The sequence below is a fragment of the Streptomyces sp. NBC_00454 genome (genome assembly GCF_041434015.1).
Taxonomy (GTDB): Bacteria; Actinomycetota; Actinomycetes; order Streptomycetales; family Streptomycetaceae; genus Streptomyces.
Map to the genome: position 1 here is coordinate 1,717,005 of NZ_CP107907.1, position 23,258 is coordinate 1,740,262.

The following is a 23,258-nucleotide window of genomic DNA, read 5'->3' on the forward strand; positions in this document are numbered from 1 at the left end:
GGGGGCGCTCACGCTCCGGCCTCCATCCGCGCCTTGATGGCCGAGGCCCTGGGGTCGAGCTTGGCGGCGGCGTGCCGCGAGTACAGGAAGGCGATCAGGAAGGTCGTCGCGAACTGGGCCAGGCCGAGCACGAGGGCGACGTTGATGTTCCCGAAGAGCTTGGTCCCCATGAAGCCGCCCGCGTAGTTCGAGAGCAGGACGTAGAGCAGGTACCAGGCGATGAACGCCACGGTGAGCGGGAAGGCGAAGGAGCGGTGGGCGCTGCGCAGTTCGGCGAACTCCGGGCTCTGCTGGACGCGTACGAACTCTGCGGCCGCGGGGCTCGCCGGCGGCGCTCCCGCGCTGCCCGGGGGCGGCGCTGCTTCGGTGGTCACGGGGGGCTCTCCTTGTGACGCTGGTGCGGTGGGGACGACGGACAAAACAACCTCCGTGTGGGGGGACGGTGGTGCTGATCCCCCCTGTCAACGGCACGGCCGGCGCGTCGGGGCGGTTCAACATCCTTTGCTTCTTCGTGAACTGATTCCTCGAACTAATGGCGCAGGGGGGAACGAGAACGCTAGGTTCGCCTGTCATGAACCCGTCCGTCGCGACCGCGCCCGGACGGCTTTTCAAAGATGATCTGGAGAACCCATGGCTCATCTGGGATCCGGCCGCCGGCGTGCTCTCGCCGTACCGGTCGGCCTGGCGCTCACCGCCTCGCTCGCCTTCCTGCCCTCGGTCGCGGCCTCAGCCGCCCCGCTGGGCACCACGGCGGACGCGGCCACGGCATCGCAGGCCGAGTTCACCGGCCCCAAGCTGTCGTACGTGGTGAACCTGAACACGTATGCCACGGTGCAGGCGGGCAAGAAGGCCGTCGAGCGGGCCGGTGGAACGGTGGTGACGGCCTATGAGCAGATCGGCGTCATCGTCGCGCACTCCCAGAACCCGGAGTTCGCCAAGACGCTGCGCGCCAACCGCGGCCTGTTCGCCTCGGTCGGCGCCACCCGTACGGCCCCCCTCCAGTCGGTGGCGACCACCGACGAGGGCGCGACGCAGCAGCTGAGCGCGGCGGACGCCGCCAAGGCGGCAGCGGCGGCGACAGAGGGTCAGGAGCCGCTGGAGTCCAACCAGTGGGACCTGCGGGCGATCAAGGCCGATCAGGCTCACAAGATCAACGATGGCAGCCCGGACGTCACGGTGGGCATCATCGACACGGGTGTCGACGACACTCACCCGGATCTCGCCGCGAACTTCTCCAAGGAGCAGTCGGCCAACTGCGTCGGCGGTGTCGCGGACACCACCGAGGGCGCCTGGCGCCCGTACGCGGACGGCAGCGACCACGGCACGCACGTGGCCGGCACCATCGCGGCCCCTCGCAACGGCATCGGCATCAGCGGTGTCGCGCCCGGCGTCAAGATCGCCGCGATCAAGGTGAGCGAGCCCGGCACCAGCCTCTTCTACACCGAGGCGGTCGTCTGCGGCTTCATGTTCGCCGCCGAGAAGGGGATCGAGGTGACCAACAACAGCTACTACGTCGACCCGTACCTCTTCAACTGCAAGACGGACGACGACCAGAAGGCGCTGGTGGAGGCCATCGGCCGGGCCACCAAGTACTCCGAGCGCAAGGGCACGCTCCACGTGGCCTCGGCCGGCAACTCGAACCAGGACCTGGCGGCGGACTCCCTCACGGACGACACCAGCCCTGACGACGCCACCCCGGTGCCGCGCACCATCGACCCGAAGGTCTGCCTGGACCTGCCCACCCAGCTCCCGGGTGTGGTCACGGTGTCGGCGACCGGCGACAAGGGCCTGCGGTCGTACTACTCCAGCTACGGCCTCGGAGTCGTGGACGTCGCCGCCCCCGGCGGCGACAAGTGGCAGATCCCGGCCACCCCGGACGCCAACGGCCGTGTGCTGTCCACCATCCCGGGCGGCCTCTACGGCTACAAGCAGGGCACCTCGATGGCCGGCCCGCACGTCGCCGGCGTCGCGGCGCTGCTCAAGAGCGCCCACCCGTCGGCCACGCCGGCGCAGCTCCAGGCGATGCTCAAGGCCCAGGCCACCAAGGCGGACTGCCCGACGCAGATATACAACAGCGCGGGCACCCTGATCGACGCCACCACCTGCAAGAGTGCGTGGGGTCAGACGGGCTACTACGGCTACGGCGTGGTCGACGCGCTGAAGGCCGTCAAGTAACCGGCCGATACGTCAAGCAAGCGGCTGATACGCGCAAGGGCCGGGCGGGGACCATCCCGTCCGGCCCTTTCCGCGTTCCGGCGTCAGCCCTTGATGAGCACCTTGAGCGCGCTGCGGTCGTCCATCGCGCGGTAGCCGTCCGGGACCTCGTCCAGGGAGACGGCACGGTCGAAGACGGGCGCCGGGTCGATCGCGCCGCTGAGCACGTCCGCCAGCAGCTCGGGGATGTACGCCCGGACCGGCGCGACGCCGCCGCGCAGGGTGATGTTGCGGTCGAACATGACACCGAGGTCCAGGCCGGTGCCGCTGCCGTGCGGGACGCCGACGTAGCCGATGGCCCCGCCGTCGCGGGTGATGTTCACCGCGGTGCGCATGGACTGCTCCGTGCCGACCGCCTCGATGACGGAGTGGGCGCCCTGGCCGCCGGTGAGCTCGCGTACGGCCGCCTCGGCGGCCTCGCCGCGCTCGGCGACCACGTCGGTGGCCCCGAAGAGCTTGGCGATGTCCGTACGGGCCGTGTGGCGGCCCAGTGCGATGATCCGCTCGGCGCCCAGGCGCTTGGCGGCGAGGACCCCGCACAGGCCGACGGCGCCGTCGCCGACGACGGCGACCGTGGAGCCCTTGCGGACGCCCGCGCCCAGCGCGGCGTGGTGGCCGGTGCCCATGACGTCGGACAGTGCCAGCAGGCCGGTCAGCAGGTGGTCGTCGGAGACGGCCTCGGCGGGCAGCTTCACCAGGGTGCCGTCGGCGTGCGGGACGCGGACGGCCTCGCCCTGGCCGCCGTCGTGGCCGACCGAGCCCCAGAAGCCGCCGTGCACGCAGGAGGTGTACAGGCCCTCGGAGCAGTAGTCGCAGGTGCCGTCGGACCACATGAAGGGGGCGACGACCAGGTCGCCGGCGCGCAGGCCGGAGACGGCCGTGCCGGTCGCCTCCACAACGCCGAGGAACTCGTGGCCGATGCGCTGACCGGGCTGGCGCTTGGCCTCGCCGCGGTAGGCCCACAGGTCGCTGCCGCAGATGCAGGAACGCAGCACGCGGACGACGGCGTCCTCGGGGCGCTGGATCGCAGCGTCGGGCACCTCCTCCACGCGGATGTCGTGCGGGGCGTGGATGACGGTGGCGCGCATGGTGATGCAATCCTCCGGCTAGGGGATGGAGATAGTTCAGTCCTGTAGGACTTCCCTACCGTACGCCCGCTCCGGGGCGATCGCTCCCGTGGCCAGCAGGTACTGGGCCGCCGTGTACGTGGCCATGATCCAGAAGTCCGCCCGGGGCGCCTGCGGCCAGTCGGCGACCCCGGTGGCGATGAGCGTGTCGGAGAGTAGGAACAGCGCTCCGCCGAGCCCCGCCCGCCACCCGAGGGCGCTGGAGCGCAAGGCCATGGCGGTGAGCAGCAGGCTGTACCCGGCGACGGGGATCCGCAGATCGGCCGGCAGATCGCTCCAGAGCAGCGTGACGGTGGAGAGCAGCGCGGCGGCGTACGCGGCCCCGAGCGCGGGACGGGACCGGCGGCGGCCGAAGAGCAGGAGGTAGCAGACGTGCCCGGCGGCGAAGGAGCCCATGCCGATCAGGAAGGCCGGGTCGGCGTCGAAGAGCAGGGCCAGGTCTCCGCCCCAGCCGAACAGCAGGGCCGCGATCAGCAGCCGCGGGGCCGGGCGGCCGGTGTCCCGGGCGGCCAGGGCCACGTAGGCCACGAGCAGCGGCATCAGCAGCGGCTTGGCGACGAGGTGCCCCGGGTGCCAGCCCGCGAGGAGCGATCCGAGGTCGAGGGCGGTGGCGGCCGCGAAGGCGCCGAGCAGGAGCCGGGCGGCGGGCCCGGCTCCCGGCGCCACGACGGGGCGCGCCCAGGACGGCGTACGGGACTCGGTGGCGCTCACGCGGCGTGCTCCGAGGCCTTCGCGGGGGCGGCGGGGGCGGCGGCTCCGGCGTCGGAGGGCTGCCAGCCGGGACCTCCGAAGACGCGTCCGGCGCGCTCGCGCCAGCTCCGGGCGGCCTTGAGGTCGCGGGCGATGGAGGCGTACTCGTGGGTGGCGACCCGCAGCGGGTTGTAGGTGCTGATGTTCTTGGTGAGGCCGAAGACGGGCTTGTCGGTCTCCCCGACCCAGGAGCCGAACATCCGGTCCCAGACGATCAGGATCCCGCCGAAGTTCCGGTCCAGGTAGCCGCCCTGGGAGGCGTGGTGGACGCGGTGGTGGGAGGGCGAGTTGAAGAGGAACTCGACAGGGCGGGGCAGCTTGTCGATGCGCTCGGTGTGGATCCAGAACTGGTAGACGAGGTTGACCGAGTAGCAGAACGCGATGGCGGCCGGGTGCACGCCCAGCGCGATCATCGGCAGGTAGAACGGCCAGGAGGTGGCACTGGTCCAGGGCTGGCGCAGGGCGGTGGTGAGGTTGAACTTGCGGCTGCTGTGGTGGACGACGTGGCAGGCCCACAGGATCCGGATGACGTGGTGGCCGCGGTGCTGCCAGTAGTAGAAGAAGTCCTGGGCGAGCAGCATGAGCGGGACGGTCCACCACAGGACGGGGACCCGGAGCGGAGTGAGCTCGTAGACCGCCGTGTAGATCGCGAGGATCGGGATCTTCCAGAGGAAGTCGAAGGCCAGGCTGCCGATTCCCATGCCGAGGCTGGTGACGGCGTCCTTGGTCTCGTACCCGGCGGCGTCCTCGTCGGGATGGATGCGGTAGCTCACGAGCTCGATGACGGTGAGCAGTACGAAGGCGGGTATGGACCACAGCACGACATCGGGCAGGTTCGGCATGTCCGCACCATAGAGGCGGGTTCGGGGGCTCGGCTAGAGGTTGTTACCGATCGGTATCCATCTGCGTTACCGGCGGTTCGGAGGATGATGTCCGGTCCGAGGGGGAGGGCAGGGGAATGACGGCTTTCGAGGCGGCCGCCTTAAGGGCGGCGAATGTGGTGGCGGGGGCGCTGCCGCCCGCGGGTGAGCGCGGCAGACCGGCGTTACGGAGCTTCGCGCGCGGGCTGGCCGGCCGGCTGGCCGGGGCGTGCGAGGGCCTCCCGGAGCGCGACCGGCTGGCCGCGGTGACGGCCCTGGGCGAGGCCTTCGCCGCACTGGGCCGGGAGGAGGCACGGGCCCTCCTCGCGGCGGACGGCCCCGCGGACCCGGCGGACCCGGCCGACCCCGCCGGGCGCGCGGAGGGGGCGGAGGGGCCGGAGCACCGGGACCCGGCGGGCCGCGCGGGCCGCACCGGCCGCCGCGCGCCGCTGCCGCCCCCGGCCGGATCGGCCCTGAGCCCCAAGGCCCGGTCCGCGTACCGCGAGCTGGTCGCGGTGTGCCGCGCGCACGCCCTGGAGTACGCGGCCCAGTACACCCCGGAGCACGCGGCGGGCCCCCCGGGCTCCGCGGCCCGCACGGAGGCCGAGAACGCCTCGGCGGCCTTCGAGGCGCGGTACACGCAGTACGTGGCCCAGACCCAGGGGCGGGTCCAGCTCTTCGGCCTGACCTTCAGCCAGGCCCGCCAGGAATGGCCGCTGGACCTGGCCTACATCAGCCTCGCGGTCAGCGGGGCGCAGTTCCTCGAAGAGCCCGGCCTGCAGACGTCGATCAAGGCCGAACCGGCCCTGGACGCCGCCGAGCGGGTGCTGCTGCGCGGCCCGGCCGGATCGGGCAAGAGCACCCTCGTCCAGTGGCTGGCCCTCAACGCGGCCCGCCGCAGCTTCGGCACCCAGCTGCGGGACTGGAACTCCCTGGTCCCCTTCGTCCTGCCGCTGCGCTCCTTCAACTCCCCCACCGGGCTGCCCCGGCCCCAGGACTGGCTGCACGCCACGGGCGTGCCGCTGGCGGCGCCGCCGGGCTGGGTGGAGGGGCTGCTCTCCGCGGGACGGGCGCTGGTGCTGGTCGACGGGGTCGACGAGGTGCCCCCGTGGCTGCGCAGCCGGACCAAGTCCTGGCTCCGGGCGCTGCTGGCCGCCTACCCCGCGGCCCGCTTCGTGGTCACCACCCGCCCCTCGGCCGTCCCGGAGGACTGGCTGACCGCCCAGGGGTTCTCCTCCCTCGCCCTGCTGCCGATGGAGCGCGAGGACGTCAAGGCCTTCATCACGCACTGGCACGCCTCCGCCCGGGCGCAGGTGGAGTCCGACGGCCCCGACGGGGGTCCGGGCGAAGGGCCGGGTGAAGGGACGCAGCGGGAGCGGGAGTTGCTCGACCGGTACGAGAAGGCGCTCCTGGAGGCCGTGGGCAAGCGCCGCGACCTGGGCCGGCTCGCCACGAACCCGCTGATGTGCGCCCTGCTGTGCGCACTGAACCGGGACCGGCGGATGCATCTGCCCCGGGCCCGCAAGGAGCTCTACGACGCCGCCCTGGACATGCTCCTGATCCGCCGCGACAGCGAGCGGGACATCTCCGGGGTCGAGGGCGTCTACCTCAGCCGGGACGAGCAGACCCTGCTGCTCCAGCGGCTCGCGTACTGGCTGATCCGCAACGGGCAGGTGGAGGCGGCGGCCGACGAGGCGATCGGGATGATCGCCGAGTCGCTCGACGCGATGCCGCAGGTCAAGGCGCAGGGCAGTGCCCAGACGGTCTTCCGCCACCTGCTGATCCGCAGCGGGCTGCTCCGGGAGCCGGTGCCGGGCTCGGTGCACTTCGTCCACCGCACCTTCCAGGACTACCTCGGCGCCAAGGCGGCGGTGGAGGCACGGGACTTCGGCGTGCTGGTGCACAACGCCCACGAGGACACCTGGGACAACGTGGTCCGGATGGCGGTGGGTCACGCCCGGCCCGACGAACGCGCCTACATCCTGCGCCAGTTGCTGGCCAGGGCCGACCAGTCCGAGCGCGACCGCAGCCGGCTGGTGCTGCTCGCGGCTGCCTGTCTGGAGCACGCGCCGGAGCTGGATCCGGAGGTCTGGCGCGAGGTGGAGGCCCGTACGGCGCGGCTGCTGCCCCCGCGTTCCCCGAGCCAGGCCGAGGGGCTGGCCAAGGCGGGCGAGCTGGTGCTGGAGCTGCTGCCGGAACCGGCCGGGCTGAGCGAGGGCGAGGCGGCCGCGACGATCCGTACGGCGGCGCTGGTGGGCGGCGACCGGGCGCTCCAGGTGATCGTGGGCTTCCGGACGGACGACCGCTACGAGCCGGCCCGTGAACTGTCCGACGCCTGGGGGCGGTTCCCCGTGGAGGTGTACGCGGAGACGGTGCTGGCCGACGCCCCCATGCGCGTGGCCCACCTGCACGTGCGCACCGAAGGCCAGCTGAAAGCCCTGGACGGGCTGCCGCACATCCGCCGGCTGCACGTCACCTGGGACGGCCCGGTCCCGGAGGAGATCGCGCGGCGCCGGGACCTGGAGTCGCTGATCCTGCACCGCAATCCGCGGCTGGCCGACCTGTCCCCGCTGGCCGGGCACCCGACGCTGCGGCACCTGGGCGTACTGGACTGCCCGCAGGTGAACGGGATCGAGGTGGTCGCCGAACTGGGCACGGACAGCCTCGCCTTCGGCTACCTGCAGGACGACCTGTCGCTGGCCCCGCTCGCGGGGGTGCCGGGGCTGCGCTCCCTGGTCATCGGCTTCGAACCGCGGGAGCGGCGGATCGGGGAGGTCCCGGCGGCCCCGTCGCTGACCGCGCTGCACCTGTGGCAGGGCGCCCGGCGGATGACCCTGGACGGGATCGAGCGCTGGCCGGGGGTGACGACGCTGACGGTGGCCGGGAGCGGCCAGTACCGGCAGCTGGTGCGGGCGCTGCCCGTCAGGGGCCTGGACAGCCTGCAGATCCGCCATGCCGCACCGGTGTCGGTCGCGGCGCTGCTGCCGTACGAGCGCCTCGCCCGGCTGGTGCTGATCCGGTGCGCCCTGGAGGGATCTCTGGAGCCGCTGCGCGAGTTCGGGGCGCTGCGCCGGGTGGTGCTGAGCGAATGCCTGGGGACCGTGGACCTGTCCCCGCTGGCGGCCATGGACCAGCTGGTGATCGAGGTGCGCCGGGGTACGCACGTGACCGGGGCGGAGCGGATCCCGCCGGAGCGGCTCGTCCGCAAGGACTGAGCCGCTCCGGCGGGATCACCGCCGGGCCACCGGACCCCCGGAGCCACGGGGCTACGGGGCTACGGGGCTACGGCGCCTGCGCGCTCCGTGTCACCAGACCCGGACCGAGCCCCCTCGGGCGAAGGCCGGGCTGGTCGCGCCCGCCGGGACCTCCGTCAGGGGCTCCGCGATCTCGGAGACCAGCGGGCCGTGCTTGGCGGCCAGCGCGTCGAGGAGGCCGAGGTCGAAGCCGTACACCCGGGCCGCGTTGCCGCCGACCATGGCGGCGACCTCCTCGCGCGGCAGGCCCGCGTAGGCGATGCGCAGGCCCTCGCGGGAGAACGGGGTGGTGCCCTCGTCGTGGGGGTAGTCGCTGCCCCACATGATCTTGTCGAGGCCGATCCGCCCCCGCAGCGGGACCTCGTGGGGGCGCATGAAGCTCGCTCCCACGAAGCAGTTGTCCCGCCAGACCTCGCTGGGCCCCTTGCCCATGGACTCCGCCAGGCCCGCCCCGAACTTGGCCTCGGCGGTGGCCGAGGCCGCCACCAGGCGGCCGTGGTAGTAGTCGAGCATGTCCATCACCCCGGGGATCCAGCCGGAGCCCTGCTCCGTCAGGACGAGTTTCAGTCCGGGGTTGCGGCGGAAGGCCCCGCCGAAGATGAGGTGCCACAGGGCCCGGTGGGAGAACCAGGTGGTCTCCACCATGAAGACGGCCCGCGCGGCCGGTTCGTCGCCCAGGGGCGGCGAGGCCGAACCGCCGTGGTGGTTGACCGGGACGTCGAGCTCGTCGCAGACGGCCCAGATCGGGTCGTAGACCTGCGAGTGGAGCTCGGGAATCCCGGAACCCGGCGGGACCCCGGGCAGCAGGACCCCTCCGGTGAGCCCGGCCTTCCTGGTGCGGCGGATCTCGCGCACCGCCTCGTCCACGTCGTTCAGCAGGATCTGGACCACGCCCGCGCGCCGGCCCGGGGCGTCCGCGCAGAAGTCGGCCAGCCACCGGTTGTGGGCCTGGAGCCCCGCCCAGCGCAGTGCGAACTCCGAGGGGGTCGGGGGCTGGGCCATCAGCGAGGACTTCGGGAAGAACGGCGGGATGGTGTTCGGGAAGAGCACTTCCGCGACGATCCCGTCGGCCTCCAGCTCGGCGAGGCGGCGCTGGGAGTTCCAGTTGGCGTCCGCCGTGTCCGCGAGGAGGTCCTCGTACGGGTTCACGTAGGTGGCGGCCCAGGCGTCGAACTCCTCGTGGTAGCGCTTCTCCAGGTAGGGCTTGTAGTCCAGCAGGTCGGCGCCCGCGTGGCAGTCCGCCGAGATGACCGTGTAGCGGTCCTCGCGCTCCTGCGCCGAGGTCATCCGTTCACCCCCAGCACCGGGAAGTCGTTCTCCGTCAGCCAGTGCCGGCCCACGTCGCGCGAGCGCGCCCAGGAGGCTTCGACGGCCGCCTGGTCCTCGCTCTGGCCCAGCTCGGCCGGGGTGGGCCCGATCCGGCGGGCGATCGGCGCCAGCTTCTCGGTGTCGAAGCCGAAGACCTCGGCCGCCGCGAGGCCCAGCATCCGGCGGGTCTCGCCGACCGGGATGTCGTGGAAGGTGTTCTTCAGCCAGTTCCGGGTGGCGGGCCAGGTCCCCTCGGGGTGCGGGAAGTCCGAGCCCCACAGGATGTTGTCCACGCCGATCTCGTAGCGCTGGGCGAGCTCGCGCCGCTTGGTGTTGGTGGCGCAGATGAACACCTGGCGGTCCAGGTACTCGCTCGGCGGCCGCTTCAGCTCCTCGAAGGGCGAGAGCTTCTTGCCGCCGTGCGCGCCGAGGTAGAGCCGGTCCATGAACCACAGCTGGTTCGGCAGCCACCAGCAGCCCGACTCGGCGACGCCGAACTTCAGCCCCGGGTGCCGCTCGAAGACCCCGGACCAGAGCAGGAACCACAGCGGGCGCGAGGGCCACCAGGTGACCTCGGAGACGAAGATGCCCAGGTGGTCCCCGTACTCGTGGCGCGGCGAGGATCCCGAGTGGGTGACGATCGGCATCTGCGTCTCGGCGGCCGCCGCCCACACCGGGTCGTAACGGCGGTCGTGGTAGGGCGCCTTGTCCACCCACATCGCGGGGATCATCAGGGCGCCGAGCCCGGACGCCTTGGCCCGGTGGATCTCGGCGACGACCTTGTCCGGATCGCCGGTGATGGGGAGCAGCGCGACCCCGCAGTGCCGTTCGGGGTTCTCGGAGACGAACTCGGCGAGCCAGCGGTTGTGCGCCTGCGCGCCCGCCATGCCGAGCTCGGGGTCCTGGTCGCCGGAGAGCCCGAGGCCGACCCCGAAGGGGGCGGCGGTCTGGCTGTCCACGGCGTCGGCGTCGGGGAAGACGACCTCGGCGGCCACGCCGTCGCCGTCGAGTTCCTTCAGCCGCTGGGAGACGTCCCAGCCGCCCTTGAGGCCTTCCTCGTGGTCGTGGAACCACTTCTCGGCGAAGGCCTCGTTGCGCACGCCCAGCTTGGTGGCCTCGGCGCGGCGGGCGTCGCGCTGGCCGAGGAACTCGTCGAACTGGGGGTGGAACGCGCTGTCCAGGTAGGGGCGGTACTGCTCGGTGGGCAGCCCCGCGTGACAGTCGGAGGAGATGATCAGATACGGATCTTCGTACGTACTCACTGCACTCCTGTCGATTCCCTCAGTCGAGGATGAAGCTCTCCAGATAGGCGGGGTTGGCCCGGTCGAGCATCGACTGCGAGCGGGCGCGGATCTGCCGGTCGCTGTGCTCGCTGTCCGGGAGCATCCAGAAGCGGTCGGCGCGGATGCCGTCCACGACGTGTTCGGCGACGTCCTCGACGGGGGTGAAGTTCACCTCGTGCCCGGCCTGCTTCATGGCGGCCTCGTACTGGTCGAGGCTGCGGTACGGGGACTTGCGCGGGCGCTCCTTCGCGTACCGGTCGGGCCGGTTGCGGTGCGATTCCCACAGCCCGGTGCGCAGCATGTGCGGTCCGGGGAACAGCACGGAGGCTCCGATGGCCGCGCCCTCCGCCTTGAGGTGGGCGTAGAGCGATTCGGTCATGGTGACCACGGCCGCCTTGGTGACCGCGTACACGGACGCGGTGGGCAGCGGGGCGATGCCGCCGTCGCCGGAGGAGGTGTTGACGACGTGGCCGGGGCCGCCGGCCGCGATCATGCGGGGGACGAAGGCCTGGATGCCGTGGAAGACGCCCCAGACGTTGACGGAGAAGGCCCATTTCCAGTCGTTGGGCTCGTGCTCCCACATGCGGCCCTCGGCGCCGGAGCCGACGCCCGCGTTGTTGCAGAGCACGTGCACGGCGCCGAAGGTCTCGTAGGCGGCGTCGGCCAGCGAGATCACGGAGTCCCGGTCGCTGACGTCCACGAGCTTGGCGAGCACCTCGGCGCCGTCCGCCGCGAGTTCCGCGGCGGCCTCGCGCAGGGCTCCCTCCTCCACATCGGCGAGGACCACCTTCAGTCCCTCGGCGGCGAAGCGGCGGGCCATGGCGAGGCCGATGCCGCTGGCGGCTCCGGTGACCACGGCCACCTGTCCCGGTTCGAGTCGCATCAGACGCTCCCCTCGGGCGGTCCGTCGAGGATCTGCATGGGGTCGTCGTAGCGCTGGTGGATGTACGGGAGCAGGGCCTGGGCGCTGACCCGCTCGACGACCCGGCCCTTCTGGTCGGTGGTCTTCTCGCCGATGGTGATCTCGACGATGCGGCGTACGGGGAGGTCCGCGATGGGGTCGAACATCGACTCCCGGAGCACCACGTCCCCGGTGATGTGCTCCAGCTTGCGGACCTTCTCGTTGCGCGTGCAGTGCACGAGCACCGGGTCGCAGTCGAAGCCCGAACCGTCCACGGCGGGAAGGAACTTGAAGTAGAAGTCGGTCTTCACCGTGGGCTCGGGCAGCGGCAGTTCGCGGTCCACCGCCCCGCGCACCTCCACGAAGGCGATCCCGTGCCGGGCCAGGGCGGCCCGTACGACCAGGCCGTCGCGCTCCACGGTGACCTCGCCGAGCTTCTTGGGCTCGCCGAAGACCTCGCGGCCGCCGGTCAGGGCGCGCTCCATGGTCATCGGCATGACCAGCGGGTACCAGCCCTCGACCCCGCCGTGCTGGGCGGCGACGGCCACGGAGCCGGCGCCGAGCGGGTATCCGGGCAGGTCCACCTTGCTGATGTTGGCCCGGACCAGGGGCCGGTCGGCCGGCTTCAGCGGCGGCGGCAGGACCGCCGCCACCACGTCCGGATCGCTCTCCCAGACGGCCACCACTCCGGTGGACCAGATGTCGGGGAGCTTGGAACTCTTCTCGCGCGACGCCGCGATCTCGGCCTCGGTGCGCGCTCCGTACCGTACGCGTGCCATGTCCAGCACCACCCCTCGGTAGGTTCTTCTGTAACACAGTTACACCGGGACCGATGAAGGGTAAAGACCCCTGCACCGACACGATCTGACGAATCGACAGAAAGTTGGGAAGGCTCCCATGGCCAGAACCGCGCTGACCCGTGACGAGGTGCTGGACACGGCCGCCTCGCTCGTCAAACAGCACGGCCCGGCCGCCCTGACCATGCGCAAGCTCGCCGCCGAGCTGGGCACGGCGGTGACCTCGATCTACTGGCACGTCGGCAACCGCGAGTCCCTGCTCGACGCCCTCGTGGAGCGGACCGTGCAGGACATGGGCGCGATCCGCCCGGTCGGCCGCAACCCCGCCGACCGGATCCTGTCGGTGGCCCGGATCCTCCGCCGCGAACTACGGACACGCCCGCACCTGATCGCGATGGTCCACGAACGCGGACTGACCGAGCGGATGTTCCTGCCCGCGCAGCAGGCCCTGGTGCACGAGGTGCACGCGGCCGGACTGCGCGGCGCGCGGGCCGCCGACGCGGTGCGCGCGATCCAGTTCCAGATCATCGGCTTCGTCCTGGTGGAGCGCAATCGCGAACGCTCCCCCGCCCAGTCCCCCGCCGAGAGCGAGCTGTGGGACCCGGCCGACGCCCCGCACGACCCGCCCCTGGCCCGAGCCCTGGCCCGGCCGGCCGACCCGGAACGGCTGTTCCAGCTGTCCGTGCGATCGCTGGTACGGGCCCTGCTGACGCCGGGCGCGCCACCGCGATAAATCACTTTGAGGCCCTCCGCGCCCGTGGTTGTATCTGCTGCGCGGGGGCGGCTCCGCGACGTGCTTCCTTCTCAACCTCCTGCGAAAACCCGTAGCGCGTCCCCTCTCCGCCCCCGCCCCATCCCTCTCCCCGGTTCCGGAGGAATCCCCCCTTTGCCCGAGCTGTCGACCGTCCTGTTGCGCCGTCTGCACACCGTCTACGTCGACCAGGCCGGGCCGCGCCCGGGCGATCCGTCGACGACCGAGGGCCTGATGGCCCTGGAGGCCGAACTGCTCGACCGGGGCTTCGCCCTGACGGGCCCCCTGCGTTCGGCGCTCGCATGGCTCGGACCCACCGGACTCGCCGCCGCGGGCGGGCAGTTGATCGGGGACATCGACATCCTGCTGGGAGCCGACCGCACCCACATGCCGCTGTTTCGCACCTTCCCCGCCTCCGTGCCGGACGACACGCACGCCCTGTGGGTCGACCGCGTCCTCACCCTCCTGCTGCAGTGGCCGGACCAGCCCTGCGTGCTGTGCGCGACCGTCGGCAGCGTCCACCCCGTCGCGCCGTGCGCCCACCTCGTCTGCCGTGGCTGCTGGGACGGCGCCGACTACGCCGGCTGCCCGATCTGCCACGGGCGGATCGACCCCGCGGACCCGTTCCTGCGGCCGTCCCCGCAGCCGGCCGGCGAAGTGCCTCCGGGCGGCGGCCCGCTGCGGCTGCTGAACTTCGCCGCCGACCGCACGGCCGACACGGTCACCGCCCTCGGCAAGCTCCTTGCCCGCCGCACCCCGCTCTCACCGAAGGACACCGAGGACGCCCGTGTGCTCCTCGCCCACGCACCGGCCGACCTCGGCTGGATCCCGGAATCGATCCCGGTGCGGGAGACCAAGGCGCTGGTGCTGGGCACCCTGCTGCGCGAGCGCCGCACGCGGGAGACCGTACGGGCCCTGCTGCCCGAGCGGTTCACCACCGCCACCGACGTACTGCGGCTGCTCGCCGTGTGGTCCGGCGGAGAGGCGAACCTGCTGGAGCCGCCGCGCATGCGCTCCCTGCCGCGCCCGCTGCGGCGCGAGCTGCTCGCCGTCCTGGACGCGCTCGATCCGGCCCTGCTCGTCGAGGACGTACTGCGCCACGCGGACCCGTGGAAGCGCGCCGCCGAGATCCTGCACCCCTTCGAGCAGTACGCACGCCACCCGCGCGCCGCCCTCGCCTTCGCCGTGCTGCGCGAGACCGACACCACCGGCCCCGGTCTCGGCGCCGCCCTGCTCGCGACGGCCGCGGCCCACCCGCAGGCGGTACGGGTCGACGGCTCGCGCCTGCGCCCGGCCACGTGGACCGGGCGCGCCGAGGAGGCCCTGCGCGGCGGGGACCCCGACCGGGCCCTGACCGTACTCGGCGAGCGGCCGGGGGAACTCGTACGCCGGCTCGACCACCTGCTGCGGCTGTACGCGGCCGAGGCCCTGCCCGCACGGGTGGCCGAGGTGCTGGCCGAGCGGCTGCCGAAGGCGGGCCCCGGACCGCTGCTGTCCGCGCTCGGGCGGTTGCGGATCCGCCATCTGCCCGCCGCCCGGCGGGTGTTCTTCCCGCGCGGCCAGGTCGCGCACTCCTACGCCCGGGACGAGGACCGGGCCCCGCTCGCCGAGGCGGTGACCCGCTCGGTGTGCGAGCTCTTCGAGCGCGAGGTACTGAGCCGGCTGGCCGCGGCCGAACCGTACGACGTGGCCGTCCTCGACTCCCGGCTCGCGCACCTCCACGTGCCCTCCGCCGAACGGGCCGCCGCCAAGGCGCTGGTCACCGTACCCAAGGGCAGTTTCCAGGCGCTGCCCGACGGCGAGGTGCTCCGGATGTTCCTGCACTGGATGGAGCCGCCGAGGCAGCGGGTGGACCTCGACCTGTCGGTGGTCCTGTTCGACGCCGACTGGAACTACGCGGGCGTCTGCGACTACACGAACCTGGTGTACGGCGAGCGGGCCGTCGTCCACTCCGGCGACCTCACCTCCGCGCCCGCGCCGAACGGGGCGAGCGAGTACGTGGACATCGACCTGGACCGGCTCGCCGGCACCGGCGTCCGCTTCGCCATGCCCGTGGTCTTCGCCTTCAACAACATCCCGTTCGAGCTGCTCCCCGACGCCTTCGCCGGGTTCATGGCCCTGCCCGGCCGCTCCGGGCGCACCTCGCACTACGACCCGCGGACCGTGCGCCAGCGCTACGACCTGGTCGGGAACTCCCGGATCCACGTGCCGCTCCTCGTCGACCTGGAGCGGCGCGGTTTCCTGTGGACCGACGTGCACCTGCCGGACGACGAGGACTACCACAGCGTGTGGGCGCACCAGGAGGACCTGGCCCGCATCGGCCGGGACCTGTTCCAGTACTTCGCCACCGGTCGCACCACCCTGTGGGAGCTGGCGGCCTGGCACGCGGCCGCGCGCTGCCCGGATGTGGCCGTGCTGCGGCGCACCCCGCGGTCGGGCGACCCCGACGAGCTGTGGACCTACCGGCGGGGCGCGGACGAGGACACGGCCGCCTTCGCGGCCCGGCTGGTCGCGCTGCGCGACCCGGACGGTGTGAGGTGCGCGACGGACGTCGAGGCCCTGGCCGGCGCCGCCGCCTCGGGGAGGTCCGCGTTCCTCGCTCTGGTGCAGGGCGATGTCGCGCCGACCGGGGCACGCGGGTCCGTGTACCGGCTGCTGCCGGGGCCAGTTGACGGCTGCGGGCTCGAACAGCTCGCGGCGGGCGACCTCGTCGCGGCCCTGGGATGACGGTCCCGGGGGCCCCGCGCGGGCCCGGACGGCCCTCGCCGGGACCCCCGTCTGGCCCCGGGTGTCGGTGCGGGCCGATATCCTCTGTGACCATGCTCGCCGACCGTACGACCGCAGAGACGATGTGGCCGACCGCCTACCCACAGGGGTACGCGGTCGTCGACGTGGAGACCACCGGACTCGCTCGCGACGACCGGATAATCTCCGCCGCCGTCTACCGGCTCGACGCTCAGGGCAATGTCGAGGACCACTGGTACACGCTGGTCAACCCGCTGAGGGACCCCGGCCCGGTGTGGATCCACGGCCTGACCAGCGACATGCTCCAGGACGCCCCGCTGTTCAAGGACATCGCCGAGGAGTTCGCCGGCCGGCTCGCCGACCGGGTGCTGGTCGCACACAACGCGATCTTCGACTGGCAGATGATCGCCCGCGAGTACGCGCGGGCCGAGGCCACCGCTCCGGTCCGTCAGCGGCTGTGCACCATCGCCCTGTCGAAGGAGCTGAACCTCCCGCTGCCCAACCACAAGCTGGAGTCGCTCGCCGCGCACTTCGGCGTGGTCCAGCAGCGCGCCCACCACGCGCTCGACGACGCCCGCGTCCTCGCGGAGGCCTTCCGGCCCTCCCTGCACGCGGCCGCGCGGGACAACGTACGGCTGCCCCTGCTGGAATGCCGGCCGCTGACGGAGTGGTCGGACTCCCCGGCCGCCCCGCGCGTCGGCTACCAGGCGTCCTACGGCGGGAGCTCCAGCTGGCGGGCCTCGCGCAAGCGGCCGCCGTGCCCGTACCCCAACCCGGGGCGCTGGGCGGACGGCACCCCGCTCAAGCAGGGCATGCGGATCGCCTTCTCCGGGGACACCTCCGTGGACCGGGAGCTGCTGGAGGACCGCGCCGTCGAGGCGGGCCTGCACATCGCGACGAGCGTGTCGCGGCTCACCAGCCTGCTCGTGACGAACGACCCGGACTCCTCGACCTCCAAGACGGTCAAGGCGAAGTCCTTCGGAACCCCGGTCGTCGACGAGGCCGCCTTCACCCAACTCCTGCGGGACGTGGCTGCGGCAGACGGGTGACCGTCGGGCGACTCGCCCGGCGTCCGCTTTCCCGTCCGGCCGGTCCGGTCCCACCCTGTGGCGCATGGCACGTTGCGAAGTCTGCGGAAACGATTACGGCATGTCCTTCGAAGTCCACGCACAGGGTGCTGTGCACGTCTTCGACTGCTTCTCCTGCGCCATCCACCGCATGGCGCCCATCTGCGAGCACTGCCGGGTCCAGATCATCGGGCAGGGCGTCGAGGTGGAGGGGCAGTGGTTCTGCGGGGGGCACTGCGCCCGCGCGGAGGGGAAGGTGGGCATCACCGACCGCGTCTGACCCGCCTCCGCCCTCGGCACCCCCCTCCCTTCCCCACGACCCCGGACGGCCACCCGGCCTCCGGGGTCTTCGCCGCTGGGGGTACCGTCGTGGGCGTGTACCGCTTTGTGCTGACCCGGCAGTGGGTGTGCCTCACCCTCATCGGCCTCGTCCTCATCCCCGCGATGATCAAGCTGGGGTTCTGGCAGTTCCACCGCCATGAGCACCGGGTCGCGCAGAACGAGCTGATCGCGAAGAACCTGACCGACAAGCCGGTTCCGATGGGCCAGGTCACCTCCCCCGGCCACACCGTCCCGCGCGCCGACTTCTGGCGTGCCGTGACCGCCACCGGCACATACGACTCCGCGCACGAGGTCGTCGTACGGATGCGCACCTCGAACGACGGCAAGGTCGGCTTCCAGGTCGTGACCCCGCTGGTCCAGGACGACGGCAAGGTGGTCCTCGTCAACCGCGGCTGGGTGGCGGGCGGCGACGATCCGCGCGCCTACCCGCCCGTCCCCGCCGCACCCGCCGGCGAGGTGACGGTGACCGGCCGGCTCAAGGCCGACGAGACCAGCGGCGACAGCGGGATCAAGGACCGCAAGGGCCTCCCGGACCGCCAGGTGATGCTGATCAACAGCGCGCAGCAGGCCGAGTACCTCGGCAAGCCCGTCCTCGGCGGATACCTGGAACTCACCGCCCCCGTCCCGGCGGACGGCAGTCCCGAGGTGGTCGCCGAGCCCGATCACGACTCGATCGGGCCGCACATGGCCTACGCCGTGCAGTGGTGGCTCTTCACCCTCGGCGTGCCGGCGGGCTGGATCATCCTCGTACGGCGCGAGAAGCGCGACCGCGAGGAGGCCGCGGCGAAGGCCGCCGCTCAGCTGGACCAGGAGCCGGCGGCGTCACCGACGGCGTAGCGTATCGGGCATGGATCTTGGACTGAAGGACCGTGTCTACGTCGTCACCGGCGCCACCAGGGGCCTCGGCTACGCCTCCGCCCGCGAACTGACCGCCGACGGCGCGAAGGTGGTGCTGACCGGCCGCGACGCACAGCGCGCCGAGGCCGCCGCGGCGGCACTGGGCCCGAACGCGGTCGGCGTGGCCGCCGACAACTCCGACCCCGGGGCCGCCGGCCGCCTCGTCGCCACCGCCCGGGAGCGCTTCGGCCGGTTCGACGGCATCCTCATCAGCGTGGGCGGCCCGGCGCCGGGTTCGGCCGCCGACAACACCGACGCGCAGTGGACGGCGGCCTTCGAGTCGGTCTTCCTCGGTGCGGTCCGCCTCGCGCGGGCGGCGGCCGCGGAGCTGGGCGAGGGCGGAGTCATCGGCTTCGTCCTGTCGGGTTCGGTCCACGAGCCGATCCCCGGCCTGACCATCTCCAACGGCCTGCGCCCGGGCCTGGCCGGCTTCGCGAAGTCCCTCTCGGTGGAACTGGGTCCGCGCGGCATCCGCGTGGTCGGCCTGCTCCCCGCCCGCATCGACACCGACCGGGTCCGCGAGCTCGACGCCCTGTCCGGGGACGCGGCCGCCGCGCGCAGCGGCAACGAGTCCCGGATCCCGCTGCGGCGCTACGGGGCCCCGGAGGAGTTCGGCCGCTCAGCGGCGTTCCTCCTGTCCCCGGCGGCCTCGTACCTGACCGGCATCATGCTCCCGGTGGACGGCGGCTCCCGCCACGGCTTCTGACGAGGGCCGCACCACGCCTGGCTACTCTGACGGCATGTCCATATCCTGGCGGTCCAGCGCCGCAGCCTTCGAGCAGAGCTTGGCCCGGCACGGTGTCGCCGCTGGTGCCTGCACCGTGGAAGCGGCGTGGGCCGCCTTCGAGGAGTTCGTGCAGATCTCGGTCGAGGGGATCGAGGGGCCGGAGGACGACGGGGACGGTTTCATCGTCGAGTGGGGCGCCTGGAGCTGGAACGGACACCGGCCAGCACTGTCTCTGGGGCGCTTGCTGGCCGTCACCGGTGACGATGGCGATGGCGATGGCGATGGCGATGACCGGAACGATCCGCACTGGCAGCCCCAGTACTGGAAGGTGGAGCTCCAGGTGTCCTTCGCCGAGGACCCCGCCTGGGCGGACCTGCACGTCAAGGGCGGAAACAGCGGCTTCGACCATGCCGCCATCGGCGAACCCCGAGCGGCGGCGCTCGCGGACGCACGCCGCTTCATCGAACAGGACCCGCTCCTCGGGGCAATGTGGCGGTCCGCTCCGATCGACCTCGAAGTCACGCTCGACCGGGCGGGGTAAGACCTAGGTCACCCGCCGGGCCCGCCGGGGGGTGACGCGGAGCCGGGCCTCGGCCGAGAGGGCGGACAGGCCGGCCGAGGTGCGGGCCCGGGTGAGGACCGGGCCCGCCAGTGCGGCCAGGGCGTCGGCCGGCACCGCGTGCGGCTCCAGTTCCAGGCGGACCCGCAGGTCCGGGGCTCCGCGACGGCCCCGCAGGGCGACCCGGCAGTCGGCCACCCCGTCCACCGCGGCGCGGACATCGGCCGCGACGGCCTCCTCCAGGGCCCGGCCGCGCAGCACCGCGAACGCCCCGTCACCGGTGTCCACGAGCAGCGCCGCCAGCCGGGCCCGCCGCAGTTGGGCGAGCAGCCACCACAGCGCCAGCAGCACGCAGGCCGCGAGTCCGGCCAGCACCGCCCACCAGGGCGGCAGCCCGCCGTGCGGCCCCCGGGTCAGCAGCGGCTCCCCGCGGCCCCCGAGCGGCCAGGACCCGGTCAGCACGGCCACCCCGGCCGCCAGCAGGGCCAGGCCGAACAGCGCGAGCAGCGCCCGGTTCACCGCTGTGAGGGTCACCGCCGGTTCACCCGTACCCTCGGCCGCAGCTCGTGCGCCAGGCCCAGCTCCCCGATCCCGACGGCCAGCACCGCGTCCAGGTCGGCCCGTACGTCGTCCAGTTCGCGGAAGTGCGACACCGCCCGGACCCCGACGTGGGAGCGGCCCATGCTGACCCGGACCGACCGCACCCCGGCCACCTCCATCGCCCGGTCCCGCAGCACCTGGACGGCGGCCCTGCGCTCCAGACCGGCCCGGACCAGCGGGTGTTCGGCCCGCATCGGCAGGATCCCGCGCAGGCCCGGCATGACGGCGGACAGCAGCAGCGCGGCCCCGGCCGCGGCGAGGATCGCGCCGCCGATCAGGACGCCCGGGTCCGCGGGGGTGTGCCGCTCCAGCTGGCGGGCGAGCTCCGGGCGCCAGTGCATCCCGGGCCGGTGGGCCCGTACGGCGGCCAGGTCGTACAGGAACAGCCCCGCCACGGCCAGGACGGCGACGGCCACGGCCGCGGCCGGGATCCGGCGGGGCGACCTGAACCGGGCGCTCACCGCAGCCTCCGGTCCCGCCCGGCGGCGGGCCGGACCGGGGTGGGGCGCAGGTGCTCGATGTCGATGTCCACCTCGGGTACGGACATCTGCGCGTACTCCTCGACGCGCAGGGCGACCCGGCGGCGTACGGCCGCGCACTGGGCGGCGAGGTCGCAGGGGTAGGGCAGGTCCAGGGCCACGCGCACGCGGGCGATGTCGTGGTGCACGGTGACGGTGGCGTGCGGCGGGGATCCGTCCGGCGCGGGGTGCTCCAGCGCCTCCCGCGCGGCCCGGGCGGCGATCTTCGCCACGACCCGGTCGGCGATCCGGGTGGCCCCCCGGTCGGCGGCGGCCACCCGGGGCGGGGCGGACCTCGGCGGGGTGGAACCCGGCTGCGTGCTCATCGGTCCCCGCCGCGGCCACGATCGCCGTCCCGGTCCCGGCCGCGGTCGCGCGGCCGGAAGAGGTCGCCGGGATCCAGGTCCCCGTCGAGGAACCGGCCGACGACGAAGCCGATGGCGCCGAGCGCCGCCACCAGCAGGAAGGCCCCGAAACCACCGAAGTATCCGGCGAACCCCAGTGCCATGCCGGCCATCAGGCCGACGACCGCCATGCTCATGCGGGCTCCTCTACTGCAGTCGGGACTCCGGCTCCTCGTCGTCCTCGTCGGGCAGCTTGACGTCGCTGACCGCGATGTTGACTTCGACGACCTCCAGGCCCGTCATCCGCTCCACCGCCGAGACGACGTTCTCACGGACCGCCCGGGCCACATCCCGGATCGACACGCCGTAGTCCACGACGATCTCCAGATCGAGGGCGGTCTGCACCTCGCCGACCTCCGCCTTCACACCACGGCTGACGGCGGACTTGGACCCGCCGGGGACCCGGTCGCGGACCGCGCCGAAGGTACGGGAGAGGCCGGTGCCGCTGCCCATGGCGTGGACCCCGGCCACCTCTCTGGCGGCCAGCCCGGCGATCTTCTCGACCACCCCGTCGGCGATGGTCGTCCGCCCCCGGTCGGCGGGGGGCTTGGCGGCGCTGCCGCCCGGAGCGGCGGATTCGGTCATCGCGTGTCCCTTCGCAGGTACGGGCTCCCGACCACGTTAAGTCGGGAGCCCGGGCGCCGCCTCTCCCGGCTCGGCCGCGGACGTCGGCCCTGCGGGGCGTTTCCCCTACCCGCCCTTCCACCGTTCCCTGGGCTCCGCCCAGACCTGCGCCTCAAACGCCGGCGGGGCTGGATATGCCCCGCGGCTAGTCGGAGAGCCCCGCCAGGTCCCGCAGGCGGCGGGCCTGCGCGGCGCGCTCGGCGGCCCGCTGTTCGTCGTACGAGCGGGAGCCGGCGCCCTGGAGCAGGGCCTTCGTTTCGATGACCGCGTCCCGCGGCGGGGCCAGCAGCGCCGTGGCGAGGTCCTGGACCGCCGCCTCGAGCTCGTCGGCGGGGACGACCAGGTTGGCGAGGCCGACCCGCTCCGCCTCGTCCGCCTGTACGAAGCGGCCCGTCGCGCAGATTTCGAGCGCGCGGGCGTAGCCGACCAGGGCGGTCAGCGGCTGGGTGCCGGTGAGGTCGGGGACCAGGCCCAGGCCGGTCTCGCGCATGGCGAACTGCACGTCGTCCGCGACGACGCGCAGATCGCACGCGAGCGCAAGCTGGAAACCGGCACCGATCGCGTGCCCCTGTACGGCGGCCACGGAGATGATGTCGTTGCGCCGCCACCAGGTGAATGCCTCCTGGTACTCGGCGATGGTGGAGTCGAGCAGTTCGTCCGAACCGCGCGCCAGGTCAAGGAAGGACGGCTCGCCCTCGAAGCCTTCTGGGGTGAAGGCCTGCCTGTCGAGCCCTGCGGAGAAGGACTTCCCCTCGCCGCGCAGCACGACGACCCGGACGGTGCCCGGCAACAACCGTCCGGCCTCCGCCAACGCCCGCCAGAGCGCGGGGGATTGAGCGTTTCGCTTGGCCGGATTGGTCAGTGTCACCGTGGCTACCGTGTCGTCGACGGTGAGCCGTACGCCGTCCTTGTCGAGCAGAGCCATCTCTATGCCTCCGGTGGGGCTGTGCGGTCGGTCGGCCGGATTGCCGGCCTAAGTGACTGCACAGTAACCACCCAGCCGACCGTGGAGCCGACCGGGGGTCACCGAAGACGGTGGATCTGGAATCGGAACTGCAGGAACTACAAGTGGAACCACAAACGGAACTACAAGTGGAACCTTGATCCGATGCTCAGGCCGTAGCCGCCTTCTTGCCGCGCGTCGCGCCACCGCGACCACGCAGCGTGACTCCGGATTCGCTGAGCATCCGGTGGACGAATCCGTAGGACCGGCCAGTCGATTCGGCCAGCGCCCGGATACTCGCACCGGAGTCGTACTGCTTCTTCAGGTCTGCCGCGAGCTTGTCACGCGCGGCGCCGGTTACCCGGCTGCCCTTCTTCAGAGTTTCGGCCACCCGTGCCTCCTCTATGGGAAGTGCGCTCTGGACTTCTCATGATCACCCCTCCCCGGCTTCCTGGCCACCCATTCAGCAAGGTCGGTACGGCGGCATTTCCCGCGGGGTGGACGCCCATGCAGAACGGAATCTCCTCTTCCGCTGCATGACCTCCGTCACATTTCCGCTCCCCCGGGATGAATCGCCAGGTCAGGGG

General features: G+C 72.6%; 24 protein-coding genes. 9 read left to right on the top strand and 15 right to left on the bottom strand.

The features are described 5' to 3' along the window. Positions 1-8: 8 nt before the first annotated feature. Positions 9-374, bottom strand: coding sequence for a DUF485 domain-containing protein (locus tag OHU74_RS07980; protein WP_371615234.1), 366 nt, complete (start codon positions 372-374; stop codon positions 9-11). A gap of 256 nt (positions 375-630) precedes the next feature. Here OHU74_RS07980 and OHU74_RS07985 point away from each other — a divergent pair, with 256 nt between their 5' ends. Further along, on the top strand, positions 631-2,175 hold the full coding sequence (locus OHU74_RS07985) for a S8 family serine peptidase (protein ID WP_371615235.1): 1,545 nt from the start codon (positions 631-633) through the stop codon (positions 2,173-2,175). An 83-nt stretch (positions 2,176-2,258) separates the two neighbouring features. Here OHU74_RS07985 and OHU74_RS07990 read toward each other — a convergent pair whose 3' ends face one another. The 3 genes from OHU74_RS07990 to OHU74_RS08000 are packed head-to-tail and all read right to left on the bottom strand — an operon-like array spanning position 2,259 to position 4,933. After that, positions 2,259-3,302: a zinc-dependent alcohol dehydrogenase family protein gene (locus tag OHU74_RS07990; RefSeq protein ID WP_371615236.1), complete on the bottom strand. Its 1,044-nt coding sequence runs from the start codon at positions 3,300-3,302 to the stop codon at positions 2,259-2,261. 36 nt (positions 3,303-3,338) lie between these two features. Beyond that, entirely contained in the window at positions 3,339-4,052 is a 714-nt protein-coding gene (locus OHU74_RS07995) for a lysoplasmalogenase (RefSeq protein WP_371615237.1), read from the bottom strand. Continuing rightward, positions 4,049-4,933, bottom strand: a complete 885-nt coding sequence (locus tag OHU74_RS08000; RefSeq protein ID WP_371615238.1) for a sterol desaturase family protein — start codon at positions 4,931-4,933, stop codon at positions 4,049-4,051. Before OHU74_RS08000 ends, OHU74_RS07995 begins: the two co-directional genes overlap by 4 nt. A gap of 116 nt (positions 4,934-5,049) precedes the next feature. Between OHU74_RS08000 and OHU74_RS08005 the strand changes: the two genes are divergently transcribed. Then, positions 5,050-8,166 carry an NACHT domain-containing NTPase gene (locus tag OHU74_RS08005; RefSeq protein ID WP_371615239.1) on the top strand — a complete coding sequence of 1,039 codons (3,117 nt, stop codon included), beginning with the start codon at positions 5,050-5,052 and terminating at the stop codon, positions 8,164-8,166. Between the two features lie 90 nt (positions 8,167-8,256). Here the strand turns inward: OHU74_RS08005 and OHU74_RS08010 are convergent, their stop codons facing one another. The 4 genes from OHU74_RS08010 to OHU74_RS08025 are packed head-to-tail and all read right to left on the bottom strand — an operon-like array spanning position 8,257 to position 12,476. Continuing rightward, positions 8,257-9,492 carry an amidohydrolase family protein gene (locus OHU74_RS08010; protein ID WP_371615240.1) on the bottom strand — a complete coding sequence of 412 codons (1,236 nt, stop codon included), beginning with the start codon at positions 9,490-9,492 and terminating at the stop codon, positions 8,257-8,259. Continuing rightward, positions 9,489-10,775: an amidohydrolase family protein gene (locus tag OHU74_RS08015; RefSeq protein ID WP_371615241.1), complete on the bottom strand. Its 1,287-nt coding sequence runs from the start codon at positions 10,773-10,775 to the stop codon at positions 9,489-9,491. Before OHU74_RS08015 ends, OHU74_RS08010 begins: the two co-directional genes overlap by 4 nt. Positions 10,776-10,794: 19 nt before the next feature. Beyond that, positions 10,795-11,679 (bottom strand): SDR family NAD(P)-dependent oxidoreductase, encoded by an 885-nt coding sequence (locus tag OHU74_RS08020; protein WP_371615242.1) that lies wholly within the window; start codon positions 11,677-11,679, stop codon positions 10,795-10,797. Further along, complete coding sequence (locus OHU74_RS08025; RefSeq protein ID WP_330295724.1) at positions 11,679-12,476, bottom strand: acetoacetate decarboxylase family protein; 798 nt, start codon at positions 12,474-12,476, stop codon at positions 11,679-11,681. The genes OHU74_RS08020 and OHU74_RS08025 overlap by 1 nt, the downstream gene beginning before the upstream one ends. 118 nt (positions 12,477-12,594) lie before the next feature. On the opposite strand from OHU74_RS08025, the gene OHU74_RS08030 reads away from it, so the two are divergent. The 7 genes from OHU74_RS08030 (at position 12,595) to OHU74_RS08060 (ending at position 19,564) form a co-directional block, all read left to right on the top strand. Then, entirely contained in the window at positions 12,595-13,227 is a 633-nt protein-coding gene (locus OHU74_RS08030) for a TetR/AcrR family transcriptional regulator (RefSeq protein ID WP_371615243.1), read from the top strand. A gap of 153 nt (positions 13,228-13,380) precedes the next feature. Beyond that, positions 13,381-15,972, top strand: coding sequence for an MXAN_6230/SCO0854 family RING domain-containing protein (locus OHU74_RS08035; protein ID WP_371615244.1), 2,592 nt, complete (start codon positions 13,381-13,383; stop codon positions 15,970-15,972). 86 nt (positions 15,973-16,058) lie between these two features. Then, a complete protein-coding gene (locus OHU74_RS08040) occupies positions 16,059-17,039 on the top strand; it encodes a DEDDh family exonuclease (protein WP_371615245.1) in 981 nt (326 codons plus the stop codon). A 64-nt stretch (positions 17,040-17,103) separates the two neighbouring features. After that, positions 17,104-17,337 (top strand): hypothetical protein, encoded by a 234-nt coding sequence (locus OHU74_RS08045; protein WP_112453882.1) that lies wholly within the window; start codon positions 17,104-17,106, stop codon positions 17,335-17,337. Between the two features lie 95 nt (positions 17,338-17,432). Then, positions 17,433-18,236: an SURF1 family protein gene (locus OHU74_RS08050; protein WP_371615246.1), complete on the top strand. Its 804-nt coding sequence runs from the start codon at positions 17,433-17,435 to the stop codon at positions 18,234-18,236. Positions 18,237-18,246: 10 nt separating this feature from the next. Continuing rightward, positions 18,247-19,002, top strand: a complete 756-nt coding sequence (locus tag OHU74_RS08055) for an SDR family oxidoreductase (RefSeq protein WP_371615247.1) — start codon at positions 18,247-18,249, stop codon at positions 19,000-19,002. A gap of 34 nt (positions 19,003-19,036) precedes the next feature. After that, positions 19,037-19,564: a hypothetical protein gene (locus OHU74_RS08060; protein WP_371615248.1), complete on the top strand. Its 528-nt coding sequence runs from the start codon at positions 19,037-19,039 to the stop codon at positions 19,562-19,564. A gap of 3 nt (positions 19,565-19,567) precedes the next feature. Here OHU74_RS08060 and OHU74_RS08065 read toward each other — a convergent pair whose 3' ends face one another. The 7 genes from OHU74_RS08065 to OHU74_RS08095 all read right to left on the bottom strand — a co-directional run bounded on the left by OHU74_RS08065 (position 19,568) and on the right by OHU74_RS08095 (position 23,062). Further along, a complete protein-coding gene (locus OHU74_RS08065) occupies positions 19,568-20,116 on the bottom strand; it encodes an alkaline shock response membrane anchor protein AmaP (protein WP_371615249.1) in 549 nt (182 codons plus the stop codon). Continuing rightward, positions 20,113-20,643 (bottom strand): DUF6286 domain-containing protein, encoded by a 531-nt coding sequence (locus OHU74_RS08070; RefSeq protein ID WP_371615250.1) that lies wholly within the window; start codon positions 20,641-20,643, stop codon positions 20,113-20,115. Before OHU74_RS08070 ends, OHU74_RS08065 begins: the two co-directional genes overlap by 4 nt. Beyond that, entirely contained in the window at positions 20,640-21,026 is a 387-nt protein-coding gene (locus tag OHU74_RS08075; RefSeq protein WP_371615251.1) for a hypothetical protein, read from the bottom strand. The genes OHU74_RS08070 and OHU74_RS08075 overlap by 4 nt, the downstream gene beginning before the upstream one ends. Then, complete coding sequence (locus tag OHU74_RS08080; protein WP_371615252.1) at positions 21,023-21,241, bottom strand: hypothetical protein; 219 nt, start codon at positions 21,239-21,241, stop codon at positions 21,023-21,025. The genes OHU74_RS08075 and OHU74_RS08080 overlap by 4 nt, the downstream gene beginning before the upstream one ends. A gap of 10 nt (positions 21,242-21,251) precedes the next feature. Continuing rightward, positions 21,252-21,689 carry an Asp23/Gls24 family envelope stress response protein gene (locus tag OHU74_RS08085; protein WP_371615253.1) on the bottom strand — a complete coding sequence of 146 codons (438 nt, stop codon included), beginning with the start codon at positions 21,687-21,689 and terminating at the stop codon, positions 21,252-21,254. A 184-nt stretch (positions 21,690-21,873) separates the two neighbouring features. After that, the gene (locus OHU74_RS08090; RefSeq protein ID WP_371615254.1) at positions 21,874-22,653 is read right to left on the bottom strand and encodes an enoyl-CoA hydratase/isomerase family protein; all 780 of its coding nucleotides are present in this window, start codon (positions 22,651-22,653) and stop codon (positions 21,874-21,876) included. Between the two features lie 187 nt (positions 22,654-22,840). Continuing rightward, positions 22,841-23,062, bottom strand: coding sequence for a helix-turn-helix domain-containing protein (locus OHU74_RS08095; RefSeq protein ID WP_204357858.1), 222 nt, complete (start codon positions 23,060-23,062; stop codon positions 22,841-22,843). Positions 23,063-23,258 lie beyond the last annotated feature (196 nt).